This is a genomic window from Pseudohongiella sp., assembly GCF_011050365.1.
Taxonomy (GTDB): Bacteria; Pseudomonadota; Gammaproteobacteria; order Pseudomonadales; family Pseudohongiellaceae; genus Pseudohongiella.
Map to the genome: position 1 here is coordinate 229,171 of NZ_DRFV01000002.1, position 26,459 is coordinate 255,629.

18 protein-coding genes and 2 pseudogenes are annotated in these 26,459 nt (G+C 58.1%); 7 read left to right on the top strand and 13 right to left on the bottom strand.

Translation table 11 applies throughout. The features are described from left to right. Positions 1-71: 71 nt before the first annotated feature. From ENH71_RS02460 to hldE, 6 genes are all read right to left on the bottom strand, one after another. Positions 72-374, bottom strand: coding sequence for a hypothetical protein (locus ENH71_RS02460; protein WP_294136680.1), 303 nt, complete (start codon positions 372-374; stop codon positions 72-74). Positions 375-526: 152 nt separating this feature from the next. After that, the gene (locus ENH71_RS02465; RefSeq protein ID WP_294136679.1) at positions 527-3,643 is read right to left on the bottom strand and encodes an efflux RND transporter permease subunit; all 3,117 of its coding nucleotides are present in this window, start codon (positions 3,641-3,643) and stop codon (positions 527-529) included. A 9-nt stretch (positions 3,644-3,652) separates the two neighbouring features. After that, positions 3,653-4,891: an efflux RND transporter periplasmic adaptor subunit gene (locus ENH71_RS02470; protein WP_294136678.1), complete on the bottom strand. Its 1,239-nt coding sequence runs from the start codon at positions 4,889-4,891 to the stop codon at positions 3,653-3,655. Between the two features lie 11 nt (positions 4,892-4,902). Then, complete coding sequence (locus ENH71_RS02475) at positions 4,903-6,189, bottom strand: TolC family protein (RefSeq protein WP_294136676.1); 1,287 nt, start codon at positions 6,187-6,189, stop codon at positions 4,903-4,905. A 685-nt stretch (positions 6,190-6,874) separates the two neighbouring features. Beyond that, a complete protein-coding gene (locus ENH71_RS02480; protein ID WP_294136675.1) occupies positions 6,875-7,360 on the bottom strand; it encodes a c-type cytochrome in 486 nt (161 codons plus the stop codon). A gap of 110 nt (positions 7,361-7,470) precedes the next feature. After that, complete coding sequence (gene hldE, locus ENH71_RS02485; RefSeq protein ID WP_294136674.1) at positions 7,471-8,895, bottom strand: bifunctional D-glycero-beta-D-manno-heptose-7-phosphate kinase/D-glycero-beta-D-manno-heptose 1-phosphate adenylyltransferase HldE; 1,425 nt, start codon at positions 8,893-8,895, stop codon at positions 7,471-7,473. A gap of 169 nt (positions 8,896-9,064) precedes the next feature. Between hldE and lpxL the strand changes: the two genes are divergently transcribed. After that, positions 9,065-10,048 (top strand): LpxL/LpxP family Kdo(2)-lipid IV(A) lauroyl/palmitoleoyl acyltransferase, encoded by a 984-nt coding sequence (gene lpxL / locus ENH71_RS02490; RefSeq protein ID WP_294136673.1) that lies wholly within the window; start codon positions 9,065-9,067, stop codon positions 10,046-10,048. Next, complete coding sequence (locus tag ENH71_RS02495) at positions 10,045-11,571, top strand: hypothetical protein (RefSeq protein ID WP_294136672.1); 1,527 nt, start codon at positions 10,045-10,047, stop codon at positions 11,569-11,571. The genes lpxL and ENH71_RS02495 overlap by 4 nt, the downstream gene beginning before the upstream one ends. A 41-nt stretch (positions 11,572-11,612) precedes the next feature. Here the strand turns inward: ENH71_RS02495 and ENH71_RS02500 are convergent, their stop codons facing one another. The 7 genes and pseudogenes from ENH71_RS02500 to glnE all read right to left on the bottom strand — a co-directional run bounded on the left by ENH71_RS02500 (position 11,613) and on the right by glnE (position 21,537). Next, complete coding sequence (locus tag ENH71_RS02500) at positions 11,613-13,352, bottom strand: carbamoyltransferase family protein (RefSeq protein ID WP_294136670.1); 1,740 nt, start codon at positions 13,350-13,352, stop codon at positions 11,613-11,615. A 43-nt stretch (positions 13,353-13,395) separates the two neighbouring features. After that, positions 13,396-14,220 (bottom strand): lipopolysaccharide kinase InaA family protein, encoded by an 825-nt coding sequence (locus ENH71_RS02505; RefSeq protein WP_294136754.1) that lies wholly within the window; start codon positions 14,218-14,220, stop codon positions 13,396-13,398. Between the two features lie 7 nt (positions 14,221-14,227). Continuing rightward, positions 14,228-15,079, bottom strand: a complete 852-nt coding sequence (gene rfaP / locus ENH71_RS02510; protein WP_294136669.1) for a lipopolysaccharide core heptose(I) kinase RfaP — start codon at positions 15,077-15,079, stop codon at positions 14,228-14,230. Further along, positions 15,057-16,226, bottom strand: coding sequence for a glycosyltransferase family 4 protein (locus ENH71_RS02515; RefSeq protein ID WP_294136667.1), 1,170 nt, complete (start codon positions 16,224-16,226; stop codon positions 15,057-15,059). The genes rfaP and ENH71_RS02515 overlap by 23 nt, the downstream gene beginning before the upstream one ends. An 86-nt stretch (positions 16,227-16,312) precedes the next feature. Beyond that, a pseudogene (gene waaC / locus ENH71_RS02520) lies at positions 16,313-17,368 on the bottom strand (lipopolysaccharide heptosyltransferase I); the annotation flags it as partial. A gap of 25 nt (positions 17,369-17,393) precedes the next feature. After that, positions 17,394-18,473 carry a lipopolysaccharide heptosyltransferase II gene (gene waaF, locus ENH71_RS02525; RefSeq protein WP_294136662.1) on the bottom strand — a complete coding sequence of 360 codons (1,080 nt, stop codon included), beginning with the start codon at positions 18,471-18,473 and terminating at the stop codon, positions 17,394-17,396. Beyond that, entirely contained in the window at positions 18,463-21,537 is a 3,075-nt protein-coding gene (gene glnE / locus ENH71_RS02530; protein WP_294136660.1) for a bifunctional [glutamate--ammonia ligase]-adenylyl-L-tyrosine phosphorylase/[glutamate--ammonia-ligase] adenylyltransferase, read from the bottom strand. Before glnE ends, waaF begins: the two co-directional genes overlap by 11 nt. 173 nt (positions 21,538-21,710) lie before the next feature. Between glnE and ENH71_RS16190 the strand changes: the two are divergent. From ENH71_RS16190 to ENH71_RS02550, 5 genes and pseudogenes are all read left to right on the top strand, one after another. Beyond that, positions 21,711-22,356 (top strand): annotated as a pseudogene (locus ENH71_RS16190) (ATP-binding cassette domain-containing protein); the annotation flags it as partial. Further along, entirely contained in the window at positions 22,329-23,681 is a 1,353-nt protein-coding gene (locus ENH71_RS02535; RefSeq protein WP_511060009.1) for an ATP-binding cassette domain-containing protein, read from the top strand. The pseudogene ENH71_RS16190 and the gene ENH71_RS02535, both read left to right, overlap by 28 nt. An 80-nt stretch (positions 23,682-23,761) precedes the next feature. Continuing rightward, complete coding sequence (locus ENH71_RS02540; protein ID WP_294136654.1) at positions 23,762-24,679, top strand: DUF1295 domain-containing protein; 918 nt, start codon at positions 23,762-23,764, stop codon at positions 24,677-24,679. Positions 24,680-24,715: 36 nt separating this feature from the next. Beyond that, positions 24,716-24,853, top strand: a complete 138-nt coding sequence (locus ENH71_RS02545; protein WP_294136652.1) for a hypothetical protein — start codon at positions 24,716-24,718, stop codon at positions 24,851-24,853. A 77-nt stretch (positions 24,854-24,930) separates the two neighbouring features. Further along, positions 24,931-26,454, top strand: a complete 1,524-nt coding sequence (locus tag ENH71_RS02550; protein WP_294136651.1) for an SLC13 family permease — start codon at positions 24,931-24,933, stop codon at positions 26,452-26,454. Positions 26,455-26,459: the final 5 nt, after the last annotated feature.

Genomic DNA, 26,459 nt, shown 5'->3' on the forward strand with positions numbered 1-26,459 from the left:
GGCCGCTGCCTGAGTAAAAATTCAGCAGGTCAGTACCGAATTTTTCCGTAAATACAGTCAGTAAAAAATAACTAGATCAGAGATTTTGTCGCAGGAGGGCCGCGAATATCATGGAGGGTAAAACACTGCTGCAACGCCGGAAGAACCTGCTGAGGCACGGCAGTAAATTGCGTCGGGGTAACAACGCTGACAACATCAGGATAAGTGATGCTTTCAACATCATCGAGTTCAAACCGCGCACAAATAGCCTCGTCACCACCAAAAAAGTGTGTGACTTGTTTCGACGGCTGCGGCGAAACACTCTCTGCATTGGCAAAAGAGACAACACACAACAAGGCTGTTGTGAATGCAATGGCTCTGTAAACGGCTGACATGAACACGTGAAAGTCCGGAAGTTATCAGGTAATACAAGCTTTCAAATTCAGTGTATGCCTTTCTGCGCGCTTGTCAAAGCAACAATCACAATAATTTTTGCAGCGGGTTGTCTGCAGAAGGCCGCCGGCCTCGGGCGGCCTTCTGCAAACCCTTAGACTTCGGCCACTGCGTTGCGTCCGCCGTGCACCAGCCGATACAGGGCCGGCAACACCACCAGGGTCAGCAAGGTTGAGGACATGATACCGCCGATTACCACGGTCGCCAGCGGTCGCTGAACCTCAGACCCAATCCCGGTATTCAGGGCCATCGGCACAAAACCCAGCGAAGCGACCAGCGCTGTCATCAGCACGGGGCGCAAACGGCCCACAGCGCCCTCCGTCACTGCAGAATCCAGAGTGCGCCCCTGCGCGCGCAGATCACGGATAAACGACAGCATGACCAGGCCGTTCAAAACAGCAATACCCGACAACGCGATAAAGCCGACGCCTGCCGTAATCGAAAACGGAATACCGCGCAGGGTCAGTGCCAGCACGCCACCGGTCAGCGCCAGCGGGACACCCGAGAATATGATGCCGGCATCACGGAATGACCCTAACGCCATCATCAGCAGGATGGCAATGATCAGCAATGTCACCGGCACCACCAACAGCAAACGTTGTGATGCTGACTGCAGCTGCTCGAAGGTGCCGCCATATTCAACCCAGTAGCCCGGCGGAACATCGACACTGCGCGCGACGGCCTGCTGTACATCGGTGACAAACGAACCGAGGTCGCGGTCGCGCACGTTGGCCGACACCACCATGCGGCGTTTACCGTTTTCCCGGTACACCTGGTTGTAGCCCTCCGCGATGGTGAACGTGGCCAGTTCGCGCAACGGTACATAACCACCATCAGCCAGCGTGACGGGCAGTGCCCCATATCGATCGGGGTTGTTTCGAATGGACTCAGGCAGACGCACTACAATATCGGAGCGCTGATCGCCTTCGTAGAATGTCCCCGCAACAGCACCGCCCAGAGCCATGGCCAACGTATCCTGCAGCTGGGCGATGCTGACGCCATAACGGGCCAGGGCATCACGGCGCGGATCAATGGTCATCACCGGCAAGCCTGTGGCCTGTTCCAGCGCAACATCGGCGGCACCGGGCACGGTGTTGATGGCATCCTCAATCTGTTCGCCTATTGCTACCAGTTGCTCAAAGTCATCACCGAACACCTGGACCGCCAGTTCGCTGCGCACCCCGGCCAGCAACTCATTAAATCGCATCTGAATGGGCTGGAGAAATTCGTAGCGATTGCCCGGCCATTGTTCCACCAGGGCTTCCAGATCGGCCACCACCTCCGATTTAAGTTTGTCCGGATCCGGCCACTCTTCCCGTTCCTTGAGAATGATAAAGGTATCGGCCACGCTTGGCGGCATAGGATCTGTGGCCACCTCGGCGCTGCCGATTTTGGAGAACACACGTTCCACCTCTGGCAGCTCCCGGATCTGATTCTCCAGTACTATCTGCAGGTCAATTGACTGTTGCAGAGAGGTGCCCGGAATGCGCAACGCGTGCATGGCGATATCACCTTCATCCAGATTGGGAATGAACTCACTGCCCAGCCGGCTGGCAAGCACCACGCAGATGCCGACAAAGGCCAGTGCCAGCATCACAACGCCCCAGCGAAACCGCAACGCCAGGCCCAGTGTCGGCTCATAGAGCCGGCGCGCCACCGACATCAGCGGATTCTTTTTTTCGATTACCGGTTTGTTGAACAGGATGGCGACGCAGGCCGGCACAAAGGTAATCGACAGCAGCATACCGCTGAGCAACGCAATGACCACAGTGATCGCCATCGGATGAAACATTTTCCCCTCGACGCCTTCCAGGGCAAAGATCGGAATATACACGGCGGTGATGATGAACACCCCGAACAGCGCCGGCCGGATTACCTCGCGCGTTGCCGCGGACACGGTTTCCAGTCGCTGTTTGAGCTCCAGGCGACCATTAACACTGGCCTCACTCAAACGGCGCAGGCAGTTTTCCACGATGATCACACTGCCATCAATAATCAAACCAAAGTCCAGCGCCCCCAGACTCATCAGGTTGGCGCTGACACGGGTTTGTACCATACCGGTGATGGTCATCAACATGGCAATCGGGATGACCGCAGCGGTCAGAATCGCAGCACGCACATTACCCAACAACAGGAACAGCACGGCGATCACCAGCAAGGCGCCTTCCAGCAGATTTTTTTCCACTGTTGCCAGCGTCTTGTCCACCAGACGGGTGCGATCGTAGACGGTATTGACTTCAATACCCGGCGGCAGTGTGTCCCTGATTTCGTCCAGGCGTGCAGCGGTATCACTGGCAACCGTTCGGCTGTTTTCACCGATCAGCATGAATACCGTGCTCAGCACCGCTTCCTGACCATTGTGTATCGCAGCACCTGATCTGAGCTCGCGACCGATACTGACCGTAGCGACATCACCGACACGAATCGGCACACCATCCTGTTGCGTAATCAGAACCTGGCGCAGATCCTCCAGGGTGTCCGCCTGCCCCGGTACACGCATCAGCAACTGGGCGCCATTACGCTCAATAAAACCGGTGCCACGATTGTTGTTGTCACGCTGCAACGCGCGAAACACAGCGGCACTGTCCAGCCCGACACTGAGCAGTTTCTCCGGACTGGGTGCCACCAGTATTTCTTTTTTGAAACCGCCAATCGGATTTATCTCCACGACACCGGGCACACGCAACAGTTGCGGCCGGATGATCCAGTCGTGCACCGATCGAAGGTCTGTTTCAGTGACCGGCGAGCCGTCTGCGTTGGTGGCGCCGGGCGCAGCGTCCACGGTGAACATGAATATCTCACCCAGGCCGCTGGCGATGGGTCCAAGCCCGGGCTCCAGTGCGGCGGGCAGTGAGCCGCGCACGGACACCAGACGTTCACTGACCTGCTGTCGGGCAAAATAGATATCAGTGCCTTCCTCAAAAACCACCGTCACCTGTGACAGGCCATAACGCGACAGGGAACGGGTATAGGAAAGGTTGGGCATTCCCGTCATCGCCGTTTCCAGCGGGAATGACACCCGCTGCTCTACTTCCAGCGGCGTATAGCCGGGCGCAGCCGTATTGACCACGACCTGGACATTGGTAATGTCGGGGACGGCGTCGATCGGCAGGCGGTTGAAGTTCCACACGCCCAGACCCATCAACAAACCCACCAGGACAATCACCAGGCCCCGGCGGGCCAGTGAAAAATTGATAATTGCTGCTAACATGGTGATTCCTCAGTGGTCGTGGGAAGCGCCGGATTTTTCGACGTCAGCTTTGATGATGTAGCTGTTCTCAGTGACATAGCGAGTGCCCGGAGCCAGGCCACCCAGGACCTCTGCCCAGTCACCCGATTGCCGCCCCAGGTCGAGCATGCGCACTTCGTAGTCATTACCAAATTGGGCATAAACCACGGTAAAGTCCCGGAAGGATTGCAGCGCTTCGCGCCTCACCGCCAGGGGCACCTCGAATTCGCCGGTGCGGATGTCTGCGCTCACCCAGGTGCCGGGAATCAGCTGCCGGTCACTGTTGTCGAGCACTACCCTCGCTGTCACCGCCTGATTACTCTGTACCTGCGGCAATATCATGGCAATGGTGCCGGCGACCGTTGCGGCAGCCTCGCCCGTGTGAATTGTCACCGCCATGCCCACACGGACATCCGCACGGTTATCGGGAAAGATTGCCAGATCGACCCACACCGACGACAGATCAGTGATCACCAGCAAGTCCCTGCCATTGGTCTGCTCGCCCGCATTGGCGTCGCGCTGCGTCACCAACCCGCTGATGGGCGCAGTCACGGTATAACGATTCAGACTTTCATTGCTCTCGACTTCCAGCAGCGGTTGACCGGCGTCGACATGATCACCGATCCCCGCATGCACCTGTTCTATCTCGCCGTCAAAGCGGGCTCCAACATGGGCAACCTGATCGGTGTTGGTCCGCACGTGACCGTAGACCGTGATCTGTTCTGCCATGGTCACCGGGCCCGCCTGTTCGGTGGCAATGCCCAGCGCGGCCCTTGCTTCCGGTTCAATGTGTGTGTGGCCTTCGAAACTGTCATATGACCATTGGTGGCTTTGCCCCTGATAGCTTGCCTGCACGTTAACGCTGAACGAGTGCGGCTCGTATACAGTGGTATCGCCGCGCAGCATCTCGTCCTGCGCGGTAAACCCGATATCATCCTCAGCGCCACCGAGCCGGCTGAGTGTGACACGCAGATCAACCGCTTGCGGCGACACGGCCACACCGTCCTGATAAACCCAGGCGCGGTATTCAGGGGGCACACCGGCTTCATGAATCGCCAGCTCGACGCTGAACCCGTTGTCTGTCAATAGGCGTCCGCCGTGGGGACCTTCTGCCATCTCATCAGGCGCCTGTATCACCGCATCGGAGTCGGCAGTTTGCTGGTTGTCACCGCAGGCAGTCAGCCACGACGCCAACAATAAAGTCACGACAAACATTTTTATAGAATTCATATTCTTTTTCCTCATTCGGCAGTGGCGGCCTGTGCCAGACGCACGCCCGTCAAACGCTCAATTTCGATCATGCGCAAATGCGCCTGTATGCTCGCCTCTGCCAGTTCACTGCGGGAATCAAGCACATCGTTCTGTGCCTGCAGCCATTCAAGGTAACTGTAGCGCCCCAGTTCATAGGCACGCCGGGATTCGGACAGGGCTTTTTCGAAGCGGGGAATCACGTTGTCACGCAAGGTTTCAACGCGGTGTATGCTGTGCTCGAGTTCCAGGTACAACACCAGCAGCGCGGTCTGTATACGCACCCTGGCCGCTTCTTCGCTGGCTTCACTGCGTTGCAGCCTGGCGCGCGCCTCAGCGATACGGCCCTGGTTGTTGTTGCCCCGGCTCAACGGAATGGTGACGCCGGCAACAAAACCGGTATCAGAGGTACTCTGGATACGTTTGATGCCGGCATTGAAGCGCCACAAGCCCCGGCTTTGCGCCTGCTCCAGCCGAAGCGCCGCCTCGTTCAGGCGCTGTTCTGACAGATAGCGCGACAGCTCCGGACTACGTTCGATGCGCTCAACAAGTACGTCAAACGGTTCCAGGTCGGGCAGATTCAACGGATCACCTTCGACCTGCTCAAATGTGGGTGTCAGTTCGCCCCATTGCGCGGCAAGTCGGTGATAGGCTGCCTCCAGTTCGTGGTCTATATCTTCACGGTACAAAGCACGACGGGCCAACGCTGCCTGCGCGCGGGACAATTCCGCCGTCAGTGTCGTGCCGGCATCAACCCGCGCCTGAATGGCCACAACCGTTTCCTGCGCCAGCGCCAACGCCTGATCCGCAATCTCACGACGCATCTGTTGTGCCAACGCGTCAGTGTAGTGACGTGCGGTTTCAGCCGCAGCGTCCAGCCGCATGATATCGGCCTCGGCCGCCAGCACCTGCGACCCGGCACGCGCGGTGTCAATACGCCGCTGCCTGAGGTCACCTTCCAACACCCAGGCAATACTCACTGTCGCCTCGGTGCCGGAGAAACCCTGCGCTGTGCCGGTGCCCAGCACGTTTTCAACACTGACGCCCAGTGCAGGTCTGGGGGACAGGCCGGCCTGGACTATGCGCCCGTCCTGCGCATCCATTGCATAATTGAACGCGAGCAACTCCGGGCTGCGCGTCAGGGTGGCTACGATAGCGTCGTCCAGCGACATACCGTCTGCGGCATATGCACTGCCGGCACAGAACAGACAGGCGGTGCACAACAACGCCTCAAGATGCCGATGTCGAGACACGACACCGAACTGTTTGATAATTTTCATCAGACTGATTCCATTAAAAAAGCATGCCATATGAACATTCGCCACCGGTGTCAGCGACGGATGATCAGTCCATAAAAGATGCAGTTTTAACGGTTGGGGGGTGGCACCGGAGGGAGTAGGACATGGAACCGTATGCGGGCTGCCACGCAGCTACCTGATCATTGCCCGCATTATCGAAACTGAGTGAAATTGAGTATGGCAGGCCGGTGCTCAGGTGGATGTGCACACCGTGGTTGTGATGATCATGCCCCGGATGCCCGTGGCTGGCAGGATGGGTGTCAGCATCAGAATCCGCGTGTGTATCTGAATCCGCAAGCTCACCCAGATGAGGCGGACAATCCTGAGTCTCGTCCAGATGAAAGGCGTATCCCAGAGGATGGTCAACGTCAGGTATGTGCGCACTCTGCGTCGCCCCGAACAGAAGGGAGTGATTGAGCAGCAGAATGAATGCAAGAACGAATTTTCTGTTCACTTGTATACCCAACGTAGAGACGATCAGCCGTTTACCGGCGGACCAAGCTAACACTGCGTAAACTTCAGCGTCAAGTCAGCACCTTGTTATGGCCGTTCGCTATCTTCTGTTACGGCGGGGGTAGCGGGTCAGTCGTCGACCCGGTTCTCTTTGTTTACCCCTGGGTACCGTATCAGTCGACGCGGTACCCTTTGTTTACCCCTGAATACCGCGTCAGTCGACGCGGTATTCGCGATGACAATTGCCGCAGGTTGAGCCGAAGGCGCGGATCGCGGCGATGGTGGTATTGCGATCACCACCGGACGCTATTTCAGCGAAGGTAATGGCTGCAGCCCGCAGCTCTGTTGCCTTTTGCGCAAAGTCTGCATTGTTGTCCCAGATCACCGGTAGTGCTTCGGTCTCGACATCAAATTCACGGGTGTCATAAACGGCAAACACCTCGGGAATCATCGGCGCCAGATCTGCAATGCGCAAGGCATTGCGCTCGGCCATTTCAGCATCAAATTCCATGGCCCCGCGCGCCATGCGACTGATGGGCGCCATATTAAAGCCCAACAGCTTGAATACCGCCTGTCTCGTCTCGGTTGCACCGGAGGCCAGCTCAGCTGGCGTGGGTGGCGCCTCGTCCTGCGCATAAACATTAACCACCAAAGCTGAGGCCAGCGCCAGAGCGCCCACACTGAGTACTGTTTTTAACATACGATCTGCTCCAATTCTGTTGTTTCAGGTAAAGATCAGCCAGGTCGCTCACAGGCTGCTGAAATCATATACAGGAAGACCGGCACATACCAGTCTCGCGGCACCGGCGCTCAACTCTGTTTCATTTTCTCGACAATAGCTGAGGTGGAACAGTTATCCAGAAAGGCCAGCACACGGACCTCGCCGCCATAACTGCGGACGAATTCGCCGCCCACGACCGTGTCGACAGAATAGTCGCCACCTTTGACCAGCACATCCGGGCGCAGTAGTTGTAGCAGGGATTCGGGCGTATCCTCGGGGAAACTCACCACCCAGTCTACTGCCGACAACCCTGCCAGCACGGCCATGCGTCGCTCCACCGGATTTATAGGTCGGCCGCTGCCCTTGAGACGACGCACCGAGTCGTCATCGTTGATCGCCACAATCAGTCGGTCGCCCTGCTTGCGGGCATCTTCCAGGTAACCCACGTGGCCGGCATGGATAATGTCAAAGCAGCCATTGGTGAACACAATTTTTTCGCCCTGGGCGCGCGCATCTTCTACTACTGTCGCCAACTGTTCAGCTGTCATCACGCCACGGCCGGTACCTTCCTGTAACTGGATGGCGCGGCGCAACTCCGGTCCGCTGATGGCAGCGGTGCCCAGCTTCGCTACCACCAGCCCGGCCGCCAGATTGGCCAGCGCCATGCCGGTTTCCAGCGACTGGCCGGCGGCCAGAGCTGCCGCCAGCACCGACACCACGGTATCGCCGGCGCCGGTGACATCAAATACCTCGCGCGCCTGCGCCGGCAGATGCAACACGGGACGCCCCGCCTGCAGCAGGGTCATGCCTTGCTCGCCGCGGGTAATCAACAGTGCATCCAGCGCCAGCTCTTCACGCAGGGCCTGACCTTTATTGACCACGTCCTCTTCAGTGCGGCATGGCCCGACCACGGCTTCAAATTCGCTGAGATTGGGCGTGATCACAGTGGCGCCGCGATATTTGCTGAAATCGTGCCCCTTGGGATCCACCACAATCGGTATATCACGCTCACGCGCCGCCTGAATCAGGGCCTGGGTTTGTCCCAGCGTGCCTTTGCCATAGTCTGACAGGATCAGCACCCGGGAGGCGGACATCGCCTCAATCGCCTGCTGCTGCAGGCTCGCGACATCGTCGTCGGCAAACGGTTCTTCAAAATCGACCCGTAACAATTGCTGGTGCTGGCTGGTGACGCGCAGCTTGGTGATGGTGGGAGCACTGGCCGAGGTCTGAAAATGACACAGCACACCCGCAGCAGTCAGGCGCCTGGCCAACTCTTCGCCGGCCTCGTCCTGACCGGTAATGCCGGCCAGTGTCGCCGCAGCGCCCAGCGCCGCGATATTCAGCGCCACGTTGGCAGCGCCGCCCGGCCGGTCATCATTCCCGTTGACCTTGACCACCGGCACCGGTGCTTCCGGCGATATCCGCGATGCCTTGCCGTGCCAGTAACGGTCGAGCATGACATCACCGACCACCAGTACCGTCGCCTGCTGAAAAGGAGGCATCTCCAGCTTCATTGCTTTCCCCTGAGAAATCCTGCACAAGCGGCCCAGCGCCGTTTATATGCAGCGGACTGCTGTCAGCCGCCGTGAGCAGGCATGATACCACTCGCCGATGCCGCCATAAACCACGCACGCCACGGCCGCCGCGAGTCTGCTACAATGCGGCTTGGCAAGTCGCGGCACAATGACAATAGGACAGCGCGTGGGACGACCAGCACAACAAGACGCAAAACCGGGCGATTTTCTGGGTCCCCGTTATTGGCCTACCTGGCTGGGTTACGGTTTCATCTGGTGTATCGCCCGGCTGCCCTTTTCCTGGCAAATGGCCATTGGCCGCACCCTGGGACTGATCAGTTATAAGCTCGCACGCAGCCGCCGCCATATCTGCGAAGTCAATATTGCTCTGTGCTTCCCCGAGCTTTCCGGGGCCGAACAGCAAAAACTGGTGCGCGATACCTTCATTTCCAATGGCATCGGCGTTATGGAGATCGGTCTGGCCTGGTGCCGGAACCCGGAAGACTTCCGTGATCGCGTTACCGCCACGGGCCTGGAGAATCTGGTGGCCGCGCAGGCAAAAGGGAAAGGAGTCCTGCTGGTCAGCGCGCATTTCTCCACCATCGAATTTGTCGGTTGCCTGATGTCGCTGCTGCATCCCTTTGATGTCACCTACCGGTATCACAAGAACCCACTGTTTGATGCCCTGATGAAGCGCGGCCGTCAGCGACTGTACGGCGCAGTAATCGAGCGCCGGGAAGTCAGACATGCACTGCGCCGGCTGAAAGAAGGGCATGTGGTGTGGTATGCCGCCGATCAGGATTACGGGGCAAAATATTCCGTGTTTGTTGATTTTTTCGGTACCAAGGCCGCCACTATTACCGCCACGCAAAAGTTTGCCAGCTTCAACAATTCCCCGGTTATATTTCTCTCCCATTACCGTAATCCGGACAACGCCAGTTACCATCTGTATTTCAGCGAGCCGCTGGCCGACTACCCCAGTGGCGATGAGCATATTGATGCCCGGCGCATCAATGAGCTGATTGAAGAGGCAATACGAAAAGAACCGGCGCAATACATCTGGCTGCACCGCCGCTTCAAGTCACGGCCGCCCGGCATGCCCGACCTGTATCGGCGTAAAGCCGACAGTCCAGCCGGGAGCGACAGGGAATGATGCGAGCTGATGCCATGCCTCCCGTCAGCGGAATCAATCGTATTCGCTGGCTCACCGTCATCATCAGCCTGTTACTGTCCTGGCTGGCAGTGATTCTGAACGACCAGCCCAACCCGGACGCCTATGAATACGTCCGCGCTGCCGAGATCGCCCTGCAAAGCGGGATAACTGACGCTTACGCGCATTATCAGTGGGCGCACTATTCCCTGTTGCTGGCCGGCATCCATAGCCTGACCGGCCTCGACATGTTTACCGCAGCACACCTGGTTGGCGCGGCACTGTTCGCCATCATCAGCGTCGCCTTTGTCAGTCTGGTGGCAGCGGCAACACCCTCGCACCGGGTGGTGTGGTTGTCAGTGTTTATTATTCTCGCTTTCCCTTTGCTCAACGAGTTTCGCTCCCTGATCATTCGCGACACCGGGTTCCTCGCGTTCAGCCTGCTGGCGATGCTGCAACTGTTGCGCTACTGGCTGACACTGCGTTTGCGTCACAGTATCTATTTTGTCCTCGCCTGTCTGACAGCCACCCTGTTCCGGCCGGAAGCCATCGCCTTCTGGGCATTGACCCCGCTGGCACTGTACTTTAACCCGACGCAGTCACCTGCGGCCCGCCACAAGGCCTTTGCCTTGACCACCGGAATCAGCGCCCTGGTAGCCATCATCGTGGTGGTGCTGGTTGCCAGCCAGGGCCGGATCGAACTGACACAACTGTTGCGCAGTTTCGCCGGTATCTACCAGCCTTTCGCCAACAACATTGCACAATTGCTGGGTGACAATACCTACGAGCTGAGCCGATCCGTGTTTGGCGATTACGCGGCGCAGTTCGTTGATCACTACACACATTACTTTTTGCTGGCGGGACTGCTGGGATTGCTGCTGGTATTTATTATAGATGGCCTGGGGCTGGCAGTGACGCCGCTGCTGATCTATGGCGCGCGCAAACGATTGCATCGGCTGCCCCCCGGTGCCAGCGTCGTTTTTGTGGCCTGGTTGCTGACCGCTCTGGTGATTCTGACCGGATTCATTCTGCTGACGCGCTTTACGACCGGACGTTATACGTTGCTGTTCTGTCTGATTGCGCTGCTGTGGCTGCCCTTTATTGTCGATCGCGCCTGGAGTCTGGCAGCCGCCAATCAACAACTAAAACGGTTCGCGTGGATCGTGGGCTTCCTGGCACTGTTTTCTGCTGTCGACTCGCATATTTCCTTTGGTGCATCCAAGGCCCACCTGGATGAGGCCACCGCCTGGTTGCTGCAGAACACCCGCGCCGACGCCCCCCTGGTAACCAATGAAATACGGGTGGCTTATGACAGCAGCCGCGTCGCGGAATTTGACCGAGTCGAGCGAGAAATGGATCCGGTGCTGATAACCAGTGCTGCGCCAGGCAGCATTATCGCGGTTACTCTGCGGCGCAGCTTCTCTGATCTGGTCGAAGAACAGCTGGCAAGCGGACAGTTGCGCCTGCTACGGCAACTGCCCGCCGAGCGCGGCGGCGACTTTCTGATCATGGAAAAAGACTTTTGACCCAGCCTGTGATGAATCGTGGCTGTGGTCGTGAACCAATATCACGTTTCGGGCCGCTTGGTCACCAGCACGTCCTGCATGACCAGATAATCCAGATCGGAGCCAAAGAACATCGCCAGCGCATCCTCCGGCGAGCAGATCATGGCCTCACCCGGCCGGTTCAGTGACGTATTCAGCACAATGCCGTGACCGGTGTGCCTTTCCATTGCCTCCAACAGGGCATGGAAGCGCGGGTTAACCGTTTTACGCACGACATGGGCACGCGTGGTGCCATCCTGGTAAACCACGGCCGGGAACATGTCCCGCCACTTTTCTTTGACATCAAAGGTGATGGTCATGAAATCGGCCGGGTGTTCCACCTCCAGCATCTCTTTTGCCACATTGTCCAGCATGCTGGGCGAGAAGCAGCGCCAGGCCTCACGGAATTTGACCTTCTTGTTGATCATCTCGACGCTGGCATGCGAACGTGGATTGCCCAGGATACTGCGATTGCCCAGTGCACGCGGACCAAACTCCATGCGCCCCTGAAACCAGCCCACCAGATGCCCCTCGGCCAGCAACGCGGCAGCGGTCTCGGCGGGGTTTTCCACTACTTCCCAGACCGGTTTGTCGCGGTGTGATTCACAGGCGCGAACGCAGCGATCGCTGGAAAAGCGAGGCCCCAGAAAAGTATGCCGCAGCTTGCTGACCGGCACGTTGCGCTTTGCTACTGCGTAGGCGCCGGCGCCAATGGCCGTGCCGGCATCGCCGGCGGCGGGCTGGACAAACAACTCTTTGACCCAGGGCAACGCCAGCAGGCGCTGATTCAATTTGACATTAAAGGCACCGGTGCCGGCAACCACCAGACGACCACTGTCCTTGATGACGTCGGCCAGATAATGCGCGGTCATGGCCGTGACGATTTCTTCGTACAGACGCTGGATGGACGCAGCGTAATGGACGTACGGGTCCTGAAACATGTCACCAGCGCGGCGCGGCCCGAGCTTCTCAATCAACTTGGGGCTGAAATAGTGACCGACATCGCGATGTTTGTAACGACGCAGCCCGACGGTACCGATCAATTTGGTATTGATACGGAAATCCTTACCACTATAGTCGGCCAGAAACGACAAATCGTATTTGTCAGGGTCGCCGTGGGTGGCAATACCCATGACCTTGGCTTCACCGTCAAGCATGTTGAAACCCAGGTAATCGCAGATCGCGGCGTACATGCCGCTGAGCGAATCGGGTTCATACAGCTCCTTGATCTTGTGTATCCTGCCGTTCTCGCCATAACCGAAAAAGGTGGTGGCGTACTCGCCTTTCAGATCAATGCCCAGAATCGCGGTCTTTTCCTTGAAACCACTCAGGTGATAGGCGCTGGAGGCATGTGCAAGCTGATGCTCAACCGGCACTAATTTTATCTTCTCCCAGGGAATAGCCAGCTCGCTCAGCATGGCCCGGACCTCGCGCACATAACGCCGGTAACGTCGGTTACCGTTAAATAACGCGTCCAGGCTCCGCTCGGGGGCATACCACAGTCGGCTGGCATAGTGCCAACGGGCGGGACTGAACAGGGATATAGGCGCATAGGCAATGGCCACCTGCTCGATCTGCCGGGGTTTCAGTTTGGCTGCACGCAGGCAGTAACGAACGGCCTCGACCGGCATCATGCCCTTGGCGTGTTTGCTGCGCACCAGACGCTCTTCTTCTGCCGCGGCAATCAGTTCACCGTCGATAAAAAGTGCAGCAGCGGCATCATGTCCCAGCGCGCCGGAGAGCCCGAGTGTAATCAATGACATTGCGTTTCCCGATGTTCGTGTCAATTACGACTAAAATGAGTATTCACGTGTCTGCCCCGGGCGCCTCGCCAGCGGCAGCCTGGTCGGTGTTGGCGACAACCGCGTCGACCATGGCCTGCAACACCGGCATCAGATCAGGCCGATGCTGCCAGTTTGCCAGCCAACGCCTGATATCCCGTTGCAGGAGTCTGTTGAACGTCCGCCTGTCGCGCAGTTCGCGCACGGCATCCAGGTCAAGCGCCACCAGGGCATCACGGGTGGCAATAAAATTGGTCGCCTTCATGTCACCATGGATAAAGCGATAGCGTTGCATGGTTTGCAGCAGTGCGCGAAACCGCTCCAGCGTTTGTTGCCAGTGGGCGCCGTTTATAGGCTCATCACCAACAAATTGCAATACGTCAGGCCCCTCAACCAGTGCTGTCACATAGTAGCCCTGCCGGCGCAGCGGCCCCCACCGGCGTTCCAGCATCAGCACCGGGGCCGGCGTGGCAACACCAAACGTTTGCAGCATATGGGCGCTGGCCCAGCACCGCCAGGCGCGTGTCGGTCGAAACAGGCGTCTTATGCCGTACCAGAAGTTGCGCAGGTTATAACGTTTGACGACATAGGTTACGCCATCCAGCGTAATCGCCATCACGGTGGTCGAATCGCCGCGTTTCAACATCCGTCCCTGGTAGAAAAAACTGTCTGGGTCCCTGATAAACGCCTCGAACTCGGGTGTTGCCAGCGCACGCTGATACATCGCAAACTGCCCCCACGTACGGTGGCAAACAAGCTCCTCGCTGTTTCTGAACAGGGTTGGCTTTAGCGCCCGCCACTGTTGCACGCGACGCTCGACCTGATCGCGCTCGCTGTCCCGGTTCGCCATAGCCACACTACCTTCCTTCAACATCGGCCGGTGGCGTCGGAAGTTTACCCTGCTCCTGCTTGCGCCGGGTCCGTTGCCAGATCGCGTCTGCCTTAGCCTGTACCCGGCGCAAAAAACCTGCATGCGTGATCAATGCTTCCCGCAATGGCTGGCCGGTATAACACCTGACAAAACGCAAAAGATCGGTTTGTGTCAGACCGATATCGAGACTGGAAAAATACAACCCGCCGATGTCTTTCTCGATCCAGCGCCGGCCGAGTCGTTTGCGGATCATCGCACGATGCAGGTCGATGACTGACAGCCGGGGTTCGGATTGCGGATCGGGTCCGGCACCAGGCTGACACTGCAGGAGAAAATGACACAGGTAGAAATCACGATGACAGACGCCGTTCTCATGCAGCCGCCGACTGATTTCCGCGACCCGTTCGATCAGCCGACGCTTGAATGCAAATGCGGGGCGGTGCTGTGGCCAGTCCGCGCACAGTGTTTCCAGACTGACAGTGTCTGCGAGTTCGTCGGTAATCAGGAACGACTCGCGACGCGCCGGATTCCAGCCACGTTCACCAAAGCCGGCAATACTCATAGTGGGCACACCCAGCTCAGTCAGCCGCCTGATGGCGAGCCATTCCTGCCGGGCGCTGACAATGGGCAGGCGCGCGCTGATCAAATTCTTCAGGATTTCCGGCCAGCCCACGCCGTGATGAATTTTGATAAAGTAATATTTACCGTCGGCTTCAAAACGCAACGTGCGACGTGTTTTGACCTGCCGGAATATTTCGCCCTGCAGTTGTTGTGCGGCCGCAAACGGGTCACGTCCGGCCCACCGGGCGGCTATGTCAGCACGCAGATGCAATGTCATTGTCATCTCCGTTTTCGCTGGTTGATTTTTCTCGTAACACCTGTTCAATAATTGCCAGCGCCGCGTCAGCCAGGCCGAACAGATTCACCTTTTTGGCATAGGCCAGGCCATTGTTTTGCCAGCGGCTGCGATCGGACGAGATCAGCATTTCATGCAGCCGTGCGTTCAGGTCTTTTTGCACAAAAGGCGACGGGCATACCTGCCCGGCGCCGGCGTCCGACACATGGAAAGCATAACCACAGGTATCGGTAGTCAGTACCGGCAGGCCATTGATTACCGCCTCCAGCAACGTATAACCGGCGCTTTCGCTTAACGCCGGATGCAACAGCAGATCGCAGCCCTGCAGGAACATGGGCACATCGTCGCGTCCGCCGAGAAACTGACATTGCTGACGAATGCCCAGGCGCCGGGCCAGACGTTGGTATTTCGCCGGCTTATCCTGCCCGACAATAAAAAAACGGGTTTTATTCCGCACCGGTTCAGGTAATGCCGCCAGCGCTCGCAACGAGCGGTCCAGTCCCTTGACGCGAAAGCCCGAGCCGATCTGCAGCACCGCATGTTCATCATCCTGCACGCCAAACTGCTTCCGGAACCGTTGCCGCAGCGCTGGCGCATCGGCGCCCGGCACACGATCCCGGTCCAGGCCCGGCGGCAACCGGTGCAGGCGCCTGCCGCAGTCGCGATAGTGATAAACAAAGTCCTGTTGCTGTCGCGGTGACAGCAACATCACCGTGGTCGAGCTATCAGGCCCGAACACCGCTTCTTCGTGACGCATGAAGTGTCGGTAGCGTGGTAGCAGTCGCGTGATCAGGCGGCCTTCACGACGCATGCGTTCAGCGAAACAGGGGTCGGCCGCAAAGTACACATCAAGACCCGGCATCTTGCTGAAACCAACCACAGCAGCAACCGGTTTTTGTTTCAACGCTGCACTCACCCATTCAGAGAAACGCTGGTACATCACGTGGCGCGACACAGCGCTGACCGGTACTTTGACCACGGTAAGCCCGTCGGGGATATCGCCCTGCCACTTCAGGCAATACACGCGTATCTGATACCCCGCCGCAACGCAGCGCTCGGCGATACGCCGGAAGTCGCGTTGCTGTCCGCCATAGGGGAAGTACTGATAGATCAGAAATGCCAGCGTCATGTCCCGGCACCGTCCCCGTTTGCGATTGCGGTTGCGATTGCTGCAGGGGTCTCAGGCGCGCTGGCGGGCACAAAGCCCGCCTGACTGATCATGCGCTCCAGATGCGCCATCACCTCACCAGGCGGCGCCGAACGATAACAGGCTGGCGTGACCACAAAACTTGTGCCGTCAGCCAGCGTGTCCGTCAGTGGCTGGCCCTGGTAGTGGCACTGTTTGCGCATGCAAGGCGCGCAGGGCAGATCCGATTTGAGCTGAAGCTGATGGTAACCGAAGGTACCTGACAAAAAGGGATTCGTGGCGCCATAAATAGACACAGTAGGGCGATTCAGTGCTGCGGCGAGATGACCAAGTCCGGTATCCATGGCCACCACACCATCGCTGGCGGACAGTTCACCCGCCAGCGCTGTCAACGACATGCGCGGCAGCACCTGCACCCCTGTCAGTCCTTGCGCCACCTTCACCGCCCGCGCTTCTTCGTCAGCCGTGCCCCAGGGCAACTTCACGCGATAACCCGCGTCGCTCGCCATCCGCGCCAGCTCGCGCCAATACGGTTCCGGCCAATGTTTGCTGTCCCAGGTAGTGCCGTGCAAAAACATCAGGGTCGTCGGTGCTTCGCTGTCATGGATCGTGGCGCGCATTGCCGGCAGCACAATGCCATAGTCAAGCGCATTGGCATCAAAGACATAACCCAGCGCTTTGGCAAACAATTGTCGCACCCTTTGCACGGCGTGTTCCGCCCTGGGCACCGCATGCCGCTGCTGATAGAACCAGCTCGCGGCCGATTCCCTGATGCTGTTTTTATCCAGGCCGGCGACCGGGCCCTGCGCCTGACGGCAGATAAACGCACTTTTAAGTAAACCCTGAGCGTCGATGATCAGATCATAATGCGTATGCCTGAGCAATTGCCGGAAACGGCGCACTTCGCCGCCGAACAGGTTTTGCCACCAGTTTTTGCGCCAGCGCCGGATCGCCACCGGAATCACCCGGTTCACCGCCGGATGCCAGGCGGGTATCTCGGCAAAGGCTTCTTCCACGACCCAGTCGATCTTCAGTCCCGGTATGGCGCGTGCGGCATCACTGACCGCCGGCAATGTGTGAATAATGTCGCCCAGCGACGATGTCTTTACGATCAGTATATGCAAAACAGGTTTCCCATGTGCTTACGCCTCAACTGGTCCGGGTCGCAATCAGCGGATGAGACAGGCGCTGCAGCGCCCCGATTACCCGGGCCGGCGACAATTCTGTCAGGCAGCGTTTGTGGCCCAAAGGGCAGGTGCGCTGGAAACAGGGACGGCATTCAATATCAGTAGACAACAATTCTACCCGATCTGTCAGCGGCGGCGTGAATTCAGGAGAGGTAGAGCCATACACCGCCACGACCGGCCGATGTAATGCGGCCGCAATGTGCATTAATCCGGAGTCATTGCTGACCACAGCGTCGGCGACCGACAACAGATCAATCGCCTGCGCCAGCGAGGTACGGCCGGCAAGATTGTGACATCCATGCCGTAACGGCCCGGCAACCTGCGCGACGATGTCTTCCGTCACCTCGCGATCCTTGGCAGAGCCGAACAGCCATACCTGTCCGCCCGCATCCAGGTGTGCACTGGCCACCGCTGCATAATGCGCCGCCGGCCATTGTTTGGCATCGCCGAATTCGGCGCCCGGGCACAGCGCCAGTACCGACGGCGAACGCGCCAGCTCAAACGCACGCATGGCCGCCAGCACCTGGTCAGGGTCAGACTGCAACTGCGGCACCGGTATCGGGTCAGGCAAAGCTGCGGGCAATTCAGCACTCGCCGGCAACGCCAGTGCCAGAAAACGCTGCACCATCAACGGCAGCTGTGTGGGCGCCAGCACACGACTGTCATTCAGTATCCAGCTCCGCATTTCGCCACGCCAGCCAGTACGCATGGGAATGCGCGCGAACCAGGGCACCAGTGCCGATTTGAATGAATTTGGCAACAGAATAGTCTGGTCATAGTGTTTGTTGCGCAGCTCACGTCCCAGAGCATAACGTCGCCGCAGACCGAGCTCACCATGAGCAAATGGCAGATCAATAGCCTGGGACACCTGTGGCATGCGCGCCAACAACGGTCGACTCCAGGACGACGCCAGTACATCAATGATCACGGCCGGGTTCTGTGCTTTCAGCGCCATGAACAGTGATTGCGCCATTACCATGTCGCCCACCCATGACGGCCCGACCACCAGAATGCGCCGCGGCGCTGACGATTTACTGGTCATAGGCTGAGAACACCTGCTGCCACATCCGGGTCACATCCGCGCGGTAGTCTGCCAGCGGCGCCAGCGCCTCGGCCGTCGCCGCCTCCGTCGCCTGGGACTCCGGTCCGGCTTCGGTATACTGCAGGGCAAACTCGTGCAACGTCGCGCGCAGTGCCAGGTACGCTTGTGTCAGTCGCTCGATTTCCTGTGCTGACAGCACTCCGCAACCTGCTGCCGCCTCCAGTATCCGGATATTGTCGGAGTAGGTCAGCAACGCCTTGCACTGTGCCGACTGCGACAACACGATGAACTGAACCATAAATTCGATATCAACAATGCCGCCTTTTCCCTGCTTGATGACAAACGGCGGTTGTGCTGCGCCGCGACCTGCCTTACGGGTCAATTCTTCACGCATGCGTTTACGCATCTTGAGAACGTCAGCGGCCAGCGCTTCGGTGTCACGGGTTTGCGACAGAATGCCTGCCCGCAACGCCTCATAGTCGGCAATCATGGCCGCTGACCCGGCAACCGCCCGCGAGCGCACCAGAGCCTGCTGCTCCCAGGTCCAGGCTTCCTTTTGCTGATACTGCTCAAAGGCCGGCAACGTGCTCACCAGTAAACCCGACTCACCGGACGGACGCAGGCGCATGTCCACTTCGTATAACTTGCCCGACATGGTATGCGTACCCAGCATGGTAATCACGCGCTGTGCCATTCGCGTATAAAATTCGCGACTGTTAATGCACTTCTGGCCATCACTGGTGACGGTATCTTCATCCAGCGCACCGTCATGCAGGAACACCAGGTCCAGATCCGAGATATAACTCAGCTCGATGCCACCCAGTTTGCCGTAGGCCACCGCGACAAAGTCCATGGTGCCGTGACTACCGCTCTGATTGACCGGATAGCCGTGTTTGCGCACCAGATGTTGCCAGCACAACGCCAGCACCTGCTCAAGTACAGCTTCTGCGGTAAAGGTCAGATAATCACTGACTTTCATCACCGTCATGGTGCCGGTGATCTGCGCAGCCGCCACCTGCAGGGTATGGGATAACTTGAAGTAGCGCAGGTACTCCATCTGTTCTTCAAAGCTGTCTTCACCCAGGCGTAATAACCCCTGTGCCAGCTCGGCCTGCAGCTCGGATTTTTCCGGCGGCTTTTCCATTACCGTCAGCAGTTCATCGAGCAACACCGGGTGTTTACTCAGGAACTCGGCAACAAACGGACTGGCGGTACACAGGCGCACAAACTGTTTCATTGCGCCCGGGTTTTCTGACAACAACACAATATAGGCGGTACGCCTGGCCACCGCTTCCACCATTTTCATGACCCGGGTAAAACCCACACTGGGCGTTTTTTCCGTCGCCAGTGTCGCCAGCAACAAAGGCATGAAGCGCGCGAAGCGGGTACGACTTTCCGCCGGCAGGGTCTGAAACACTTTCTCTTTGCGGAAATCGATAAGCTCCTGCCAGGTTCGTTCCGGCGCCTCGTAACCGAATTCGGTCAGCAGGCTGAGCGCTGCCTTCTCGTTCAGCTCCTGTTGCCACAGACCCTGCAAGGCATCGTCGTCAACGTCGTGGCGACTGGAGTCGTCATCCTCTTCATCGCTGTGAATGACGTCTGTGAAATGCTGACGCACAATATCGCGATGTTGTTCCAGAATGGACATCAAGGTCGACCAATCCGCACTTCTGACGTCAGGCACTGCCATTGCCACCGCGACGCGTAACTGCTCCTGCGCCGACGCCGGCAGTGATTGCGTCTGTTTATTGGCAAAGCCCTGCAGCTTGTGCTCCAGGTCGCGCAGGAAGCTGTAGGAGTTGCGCAGCGCCTGTACAGTTTCCGCTGGCAGGTAACCGCCTTCGCTCAGCACAGCCATGGCTTCGTACAGCGAGGTCTGTTGCAGACGTTTGTCGCGACCACCATGCACCATTTGCAAAGCCTGTATGACAAACTCGACTTCGCGAATGCCTCCGGCGCCCAGCTTGATATCCTGGCTCATGCCTTTTTTGCGCACCTGCTTGTTGATCTGCTGCTTCATACTGCGCAGTGATTCAAAGGCGGAGAAATCCAGATAGCGTCGGTAGCTGAACGGGCGCAGCCGTTGCATCAACTCGGCACCTGCGATGCTGTCACCCGCCACCGTACGCGCCTTGATCATGGCGTAGCGTTCCCAGTCACGGCCCTGTGACTGATAATAATTTTCCATGGCGTCGAAGCTGCACACCAGCACACCTTCGCCGCCATAAGGCCGCAGACGCATGTCCACACGGAACACAAAACCATCGGCAGTGACTGCATCCAGCGCATCCACCAGTTGCTGTCCCAGGCGCAGGAAAAATTGCTGACAACTGACGCCTTTGTCAGTCTCCCCGGATTCGGGGTAGGCAAAAATCAGGTCGATGTCGGAGGACAGGTTGAGTTCATGGGCGCCCAGCTTGCCCATGCCCAGCACCACCATTTTCATGGCCTGACCCGAACGCTCGCCAATCGGTTCTCCGTGTGCCTGCACGGCCCAGTGATGCAGCTGGTTCAGCGTGACATCCAGACAGGCTTCCGCCAGTGCCGAGACTTCTGCTGCGGTTTCGCGCACCGTTGACAGTTTGCAGACATCGCGCCAGATCAGGCGCAGCATCTGCCGCTGCTGGAACTGGCGCAGGATGGATTTTAGTTGCGCTTCATCGGACTGTTGATTTCGCTCAGGCTGTTTATTTCGCTCAGGCTGTTGATTTCGCTCAGGCTGTTGATTTAGCTCAGGCTGCCCGGACAGCTCTGCCAGCGCCTGCTGCAATTGTTGCGCGTAGTCATCCTTGATCAGGTGCAGCAATTCTTCTGATTTGACCAGTTCCACCAGCAGTGACGGTTTCTCAATACAGACATTGGCGGCGTAATCACTGGCTGCCCACACCAGTGCCATCTGCTCTGCCAGCCGACCCTGTTGCGCCAGCAATTCGGGCAACCCCGAAGGCGCATCCTGTTCGCGCTCCAGCAGACGCTGCCAGTAACGCTCCAGGACTGGATGAAGGGCGGCGGGCAGGTGGTCGCAGGGCAATTGATCAAAAACGGGGTTGGCGCTGTCTGGCATGAGATCCTTTGGGTTGACCCGACCGGCCTGGCGGTGCGAGCTCTGGTCACTGGCTCCGGGTTATACTGTCATCCGGGGTTCACTGTCATCCTTAGCCCGATAAGTTTATACTGCAGCGCCTCAAATACAAGCCGCAGACGCCCGTGCGCGGCGCATTCAGGACTGTCATTGTTATGCTGCTGTTCCGACTCAATAACCTCTCCCTCGCTTTCGGCGATCAGCCCCTGCTGGATCAGGTCAATCTGACTATCCACAAAGGCGAACGCATCGGCATTCTGGGGCAGAACGGTGCCGGTAAATCCACCTTCATGAAAGTGCTGATGGGCCAGATCGTGCCCGATAGCGGCGAGCTGTGGCGAGCGGAAAGCATCAAAGTGGCCTATCTGGACCAGAGCCTGCCGGCGCAGGATGAGCAGAGCATCTACGACTATATCGCCAACGGCCTGGAAGGCCTGGGCGCAGTGCTGGCCCGCTACCATGCGCTGACCCACGACGAAAACCTGGACTGGGGCGACGAGAAGAACATGCATGAGCTGGGCTCATTGCAAAAGAAGATAGAAGAGCGCGACGGCTGGGCATTCGAGCACAAAATCGAAGGCATGCTGGATATTCTCAACCTGCCCGCAGACGCCCGCATGAAGACCTTGTCCGGCGGCAGTCGACGCCGCGCCGCACTGGGTCGGGCATTGATCAGTGACCCCGACCTGCTGATGCTGGACGAGCCCACCAACCACCTGGATATCCCGACGATTGAGTGGCTAGAAAAGGCGATCAAGGATTTTCGCGGCGCCGTGCTGGTAATCACGCACGATCGCCACTTTTTGCAGCAAATAAGCAACCGGATTATAGAGCTGGACCGTGGCCATCTGCGCAGCTGGGACTACGGCTACGAGAGTTTTCTGGAATTCCGCGACCAGCAAATGGAAGCCGAAGACAAGGCCAATGCCGAGTTTGACAAGAAACTGGCCGACGAGGAGCGTTGGATACGCCAGGGCGTTAAAGCCCGCCGTACGCGCAACGAAGGTCGCGTCAGGGCACTGGAGAAAATGCGCGAAGAGCGCAGTCAGCGCCGGGAACAGACCGGCAAGGCCAAGTTCGGCCTGGAACAGGGCGCCAGCTCGGGCAAGATTGTGGTGGAAGCCAACAATCTGACCCACGGCTACGACAAACCCATCCTGAAGAACTTCTCCACCAAGATTCTGCGTGGCGACCGCGTCGGTTTTATTGGCGCCAACGGCAGCGGCAAAACCACGTTGCTGCGCATCCTGCTGGGCGAAACGCAACCGGACGAGGGCGAAGTCAAACTGGGCACCAATCTGGACATCCTGTACTTCGACCAGCTACGCAACAAACTGGACCCGGAGGCGACTGTGATCGACAACCTTGCCGAGGGCCGCGAATTCATCGAAATAAACGGCAAGAACCGGCATGTGATCAGTTACCTGCAGGACTTCCTGTTCCCGCCCAAGCGCACCCGACAACCGGTCAAATCGCTGTCCGGTGGTGAGCAGAACCGGTTGATTCTGGCCAAGCTGTTCAGCAAGCCGGCCAACCTGATCGTGCTCGACGAACCGACCAATGACCTGGACATGGAAACCCTGGAGCTGCTGGAAGAACTGCTGCTGGAGTTTACCGGCACCCTGCTGGTAGTGAGCCACGACCGGAAATTTATCGACAACGTAATCACCAACTGTATCGTGTTTGAAGCGCCCGGCGTCGTCAAAGAGTATGTTGGTGGGTATCAGGACTGGCTGAATCAGGGCGGCAAGATGATGTCCTTCGAAGACGCGCCATCCGAGGCCAAGGCGGCGGCAGAAAAAGCGGCAGCGCCTGCCGCGAGCAAAGCGCCTGCGGCGAGCAAAGACTCTGCAGCGGGCAAGGCACCTGCAGCAAGCAAAACCAAAGCGCCAGCAGCTGCAGCCAGAAAACTGTCCCACAAAGAACAACGGGAACTGGAGCAAGTAACCCAAAGCATCGAAAAAACCGAGGCCGACATTACCGATATGACCCGGCAAATGGAAGACCCCGGTTTTTATGACCAGGCCCCGGCCGAGGTGCAGAAAAAACTGCAGCAACTGGCAGCACTGCAGGCAACCCTGGACCAGTTGTTTGAGCGCTGGGCCGAGCTGGAAGGCGGCGACTGACGCAAAATCAGGCGTGCCATAGAACTGTTTTGATCGCCCGTCCGTACAATCGGACAGCTTCCCGTACAATCGGAGAAATCATGACAGCGTCAGACAACAAAAATACCAACAGGTCTGCCAGCAATGGCAAGCTGCTGAGCTTTATTTTCATTGCCGTGATATTCGCAGCGCTGATCGCCCTTGCCGGCAGTCAGCACGGCGCCCGGGCAAGCGTAGCCGGCATGGACATTCCGGTGTTCGCGCTCTGTGCCATTATTGCCTTTGGCCTTAACTGGCTTATCTTCCTGCCTTCCTATCTGGCAAAAACCGAACACTATTTTGATCTGACCGGCAGCCTCACCTTTGTCACCGTCATTCTGACCGCGCTGGCACTGTCTCCGGATCAGGATTGGCGCGCTGCGGTTCTGGCCGTGCTGGTTTGTCTCTGGGCTACCCGACTGGGCGGATTTCTGTTCCTGCGCGTGCGCAAGGACGGCTCTGACGGCCGCTTTGACACCATCAAACCCCATTTCGTCCGCTTTTTACTGACCTGGACCCTGCAGGCAGTGTGGGTGTTTGTCAGCAGCGCCGCGGCACTGGCAGCGATTACCAATACCAACCGCGTTGAGCTGGATACCGTTGCCATCATCGGCATCGTCATGTGGCTCACCGGTTTCACCATCGAAGCCATTGCGGATGCACAAAAACGAGCATTTCGCGCCAACGCCGCCAATGACGGCCAGTTTATCAGCTCCGGCCTGTGGGCCTGGAGTCGGCACCCCAACTACTTTGGTGAAATACTGTTATGGCTTGGCATCGCGGTTATCGCCCTGCCCGCACTGGATGGCTGGCAGCATGTCGCTCTGATCTCGCCCGTGTTCATCACCTTGCTGATCACCCGCGTCAGTGGCGTGCCAATGCTGGAAGCCCGCGCCCAAAAGCGCTGGGGTGACGACCCGGCCTACCAGGCCTACAAGGAAAACACGCCGCGCCTGATTCCACGCCCACCCAAGTCCTGAGTTTTTTATGGGAAATCGGGGCGTGACCTGGTCTTCATGCAATCCCCGATTGCTGCCATCTTTGGCGCCGTGCAGGCCTCACGCCGTTCGGCTCAAGAGTCCACGCAAACGGCCAATACGCTGGATGACACATCGACCCGGATGACGGAACTGGTGCGTAAATTCAGCGTCTGATGACTGGCCTGTATTAGTGCGGTATCCTTGCGGGGCACTTGAGTTTGTACAAGGCTCCACAAGGACACAATAAAAATATGCACATGCAAGACACCGACAACGATACCACCCTGACCTCTTCCTACTCCAAAGCTCAGTCCATCGGACTCGTGCTCGGGCCATTGTTGTTTGCCTTGACCTTGCTGTTTTTTGCGCCGGAGGGCCTGAGCTTTGAAGCCCGGGCCGTGCTGGCGACAACCTTGTGGGTGGCCGTGTGGTGGATTACCGAAGCCATTCCGATACCGGCCACATCACTGCTGCCAATTTTTCTGTTGCCGGTCACCGGCGCTCTGGATACCGGCACCGTCACCTCAGCCTACGGCGACGATATTATTTTCCTGTTTCTGGGCGGCTTTTTTATCGCTACCGCCATGGAGAAATGGAATCTGCACAAACGTATTGCACTGGCGATCATTGCCTTTGTCGGCACCAGCACCCAGCGTATTCTGCTCGGTTTCATGATTGCCACCGCATTTCTGTCCATGTGGGTGTCTAATACTGCATCGGTGATGATGATGGTGCCGATGGCGCTGGCCATCACCGCGCAGGTTGCCAGTTCCTTAAAAGGCAAACCGGAAGCCAATGATATTCCCATTTTTGAAAAAGCACTTATTTTCGGCGTGGGTTACGCCGGCACCATCGGTGGCCTGGGCACGCTGATCGGCACACCGCCGAATATCATTCTGGCCGCCCAGGCGCGCCAACTGTTTGATGTCGATATTACCTTCGCCAGCTGGATGATGATCGGGGTGCCCCTGGTTGTTGTGCTGATTGCCATCGCCTGGGTCTATCTGGGCCGGGTTGCGTTCAGGATGAGCATCAAGGGGTTGCCTGGTGGCAAGGCCATGATTCAGCAGGAACGTCATGCGCTGGGTAAAATTTCCTTTGAAGAAAAAGCAGTCGCGGCCATCTTTTCGTTTGCGGCCTTCATGTGGATCACGCGCGGTTTTATCTGGACCGATCTGTTGCCGCAAATCACCGACGGCATGATAGCTGTGCTGGCCACCGTGTTGTTGTTTGTGATTCCCACGTCCGCCGAAAAAACATCGCGCGTGCTGGACTGGAAAGATTCCGTCAATATCCCCTGGGGCATCCTGTTGCTCTTTGGCGGCGGCCTGGCCATAGCCGCCGGTTTCCGTGGCACCGGCCTGTCCGAATGGATGGGCACGCAATTGACCGTGCTGGACGGCTTCCACCTGCTCATTATTATTGCCAGCGCCACGCTGCTGATTCTGTTCCTGACCGAGATCACCTCCAATACCGCGACCGCCACCATGATTCTGCCGGTGGTGGCTGCACTGGCACTGGCGCTGGATATTCATCCGTTTGCGCTGATGATTCCCTGCGCGATGGCGGCCAATTGTGCCTTTATGCTGCCGGTCGGCACGCCACCCAATGCCATCATCTTTGCCACTAACAAGTTGACGATTCTGGACATGGTGAAAACCGGCGCCGCCATGAACCTCATCGCCTCACTGCTGATAGTACTGGCGGTTTACTTTCTGGTGCCCGTTATCTGGGACCTGGATCTGACCTCGGTGCCGGCCGCATTCCGGCTCTGACCTTC

Excerpts from the sequence above, each read along its gene's own strand:
- ENH71_RS02460 (WP_294136680.1), bottom strand. The coding sequence starts at position 374 with ATGTCAGCCGTTTACAGAGCCATTGCATTCACAACAGCCTTGTTGTGT.
- ENH71_RS02465 (WP_294136679.1), bottom strand. The coding sequence starts at position 3,643 with ATGTTAGCAGCAATTATCAATTTTTCACTGGCCCGCCGGGGCCTGGTG.
- ENH71_RS02470 (WP_294136678.1), bottom strand. The coding sequence starts at position 4,891 with ATGAATTCTATAAAAATGTTTGTCGTGACTTTATTGTTGGCGTCGTGG.
- ENH71_RS02475 (WP_294136676.1), bottom strand. The coding sequence starts at position 6,189 with ATGAAAATTATCAAACAGTTCGGTGTCGTGTCTCGACATCGGCATCTT.
- ENH71_RS02480 (WP_294136675.1), bottom strand. The coding sequence starts at position 7,360 with ATGTTAAAAACAGTACTCAGTGTGGGCGCTCTGGCGCTGGCCTCAGCT.
- hldE (WP_294136674.1), bottom strand. The coding sequence starts at position 8,895 with ATGAAGCTGGAGATGCCTCCTTTTCAGCAGGCGACGGTACTGGTGGTC.
- lpxL (WP_294136673.1), top strand. The coding sequence starts at position 9,065 with ATGACAATAGGACAGCGCGTGGGACGACCAGCACAACAAGACGCAAAA.
- ENH71_RS02495 (WP_294136672.1), top strand. The coding sequence starts at position 10,045 with ATGATGCGAGCTGATGCCATGCCTCCCGTCAGCGGAATCAATCGTATT.
- ENH71_RS02500 (WP_294136670.1), bottom strand. The coding sequence starts at position 13,352 with ATGTCATTGATTACACTCGGGCTCTCCGGCGCGCTGGGACATGATGCC.
- ENH71_RS02505 (WP_294136754.1), bottom strand. The coding sequence starts at position 14,220 with ATGGCGAACCGGGACAGCGAGCGCGATCAGGTCGAGCGTCGCGTGCAA.
- rfaP (WP_294136669.1), bottom strand. The coding sequence starts at position 15,079 with ATGACATTGCATCTGCGTGCTGACATAGCCGCCCGGTGGGCCGGACGT.
- ENH71_RS02515 (WP_294136667.1), bottom strand. The coding sequence starts at position 16,226 with ATGACGCTGGCATTTCTGATCTATCAGTACTTCCCCTATGGCGGACAG.
- waaF (WP_294136662.1), bottom strand. The coding sequence starts at position 18,473 with ATGACCAGTAAATCGTCAGCGCCGCGGCGCATTCTGGTGGTCGGGCCG.
- glnE (WP_294136660.1), bottom strand. The coding sequence starts at position 21,537 with ATGCCAGACAGCGCCAACCCCGTTTTTGATCAATTGCCCTGCGACCAC.
- ENH71_RS02540 (WP_294136654.1), top strand. The coding sequence starts at position 23,762 with ATGACAGCGTCAGACAACAAAAATACCAACAGGTCTGCCAGCAATGGC.
- ENH71_RS02545 (WP_294136652.1), top strand. The coding sequence starts at position 24,716 with ATGCAATCCCCGATTGCTGCCATCTTTGGCGCCGTGCAGGCCTCACGC.
- ENH71_RS02550 (WP_294136651.1), top strand. The coding sequence starts at position 24,931 with ATGCACATGCAAGACACCGACAACGATACCACCCTGACCTCTTCCTAC.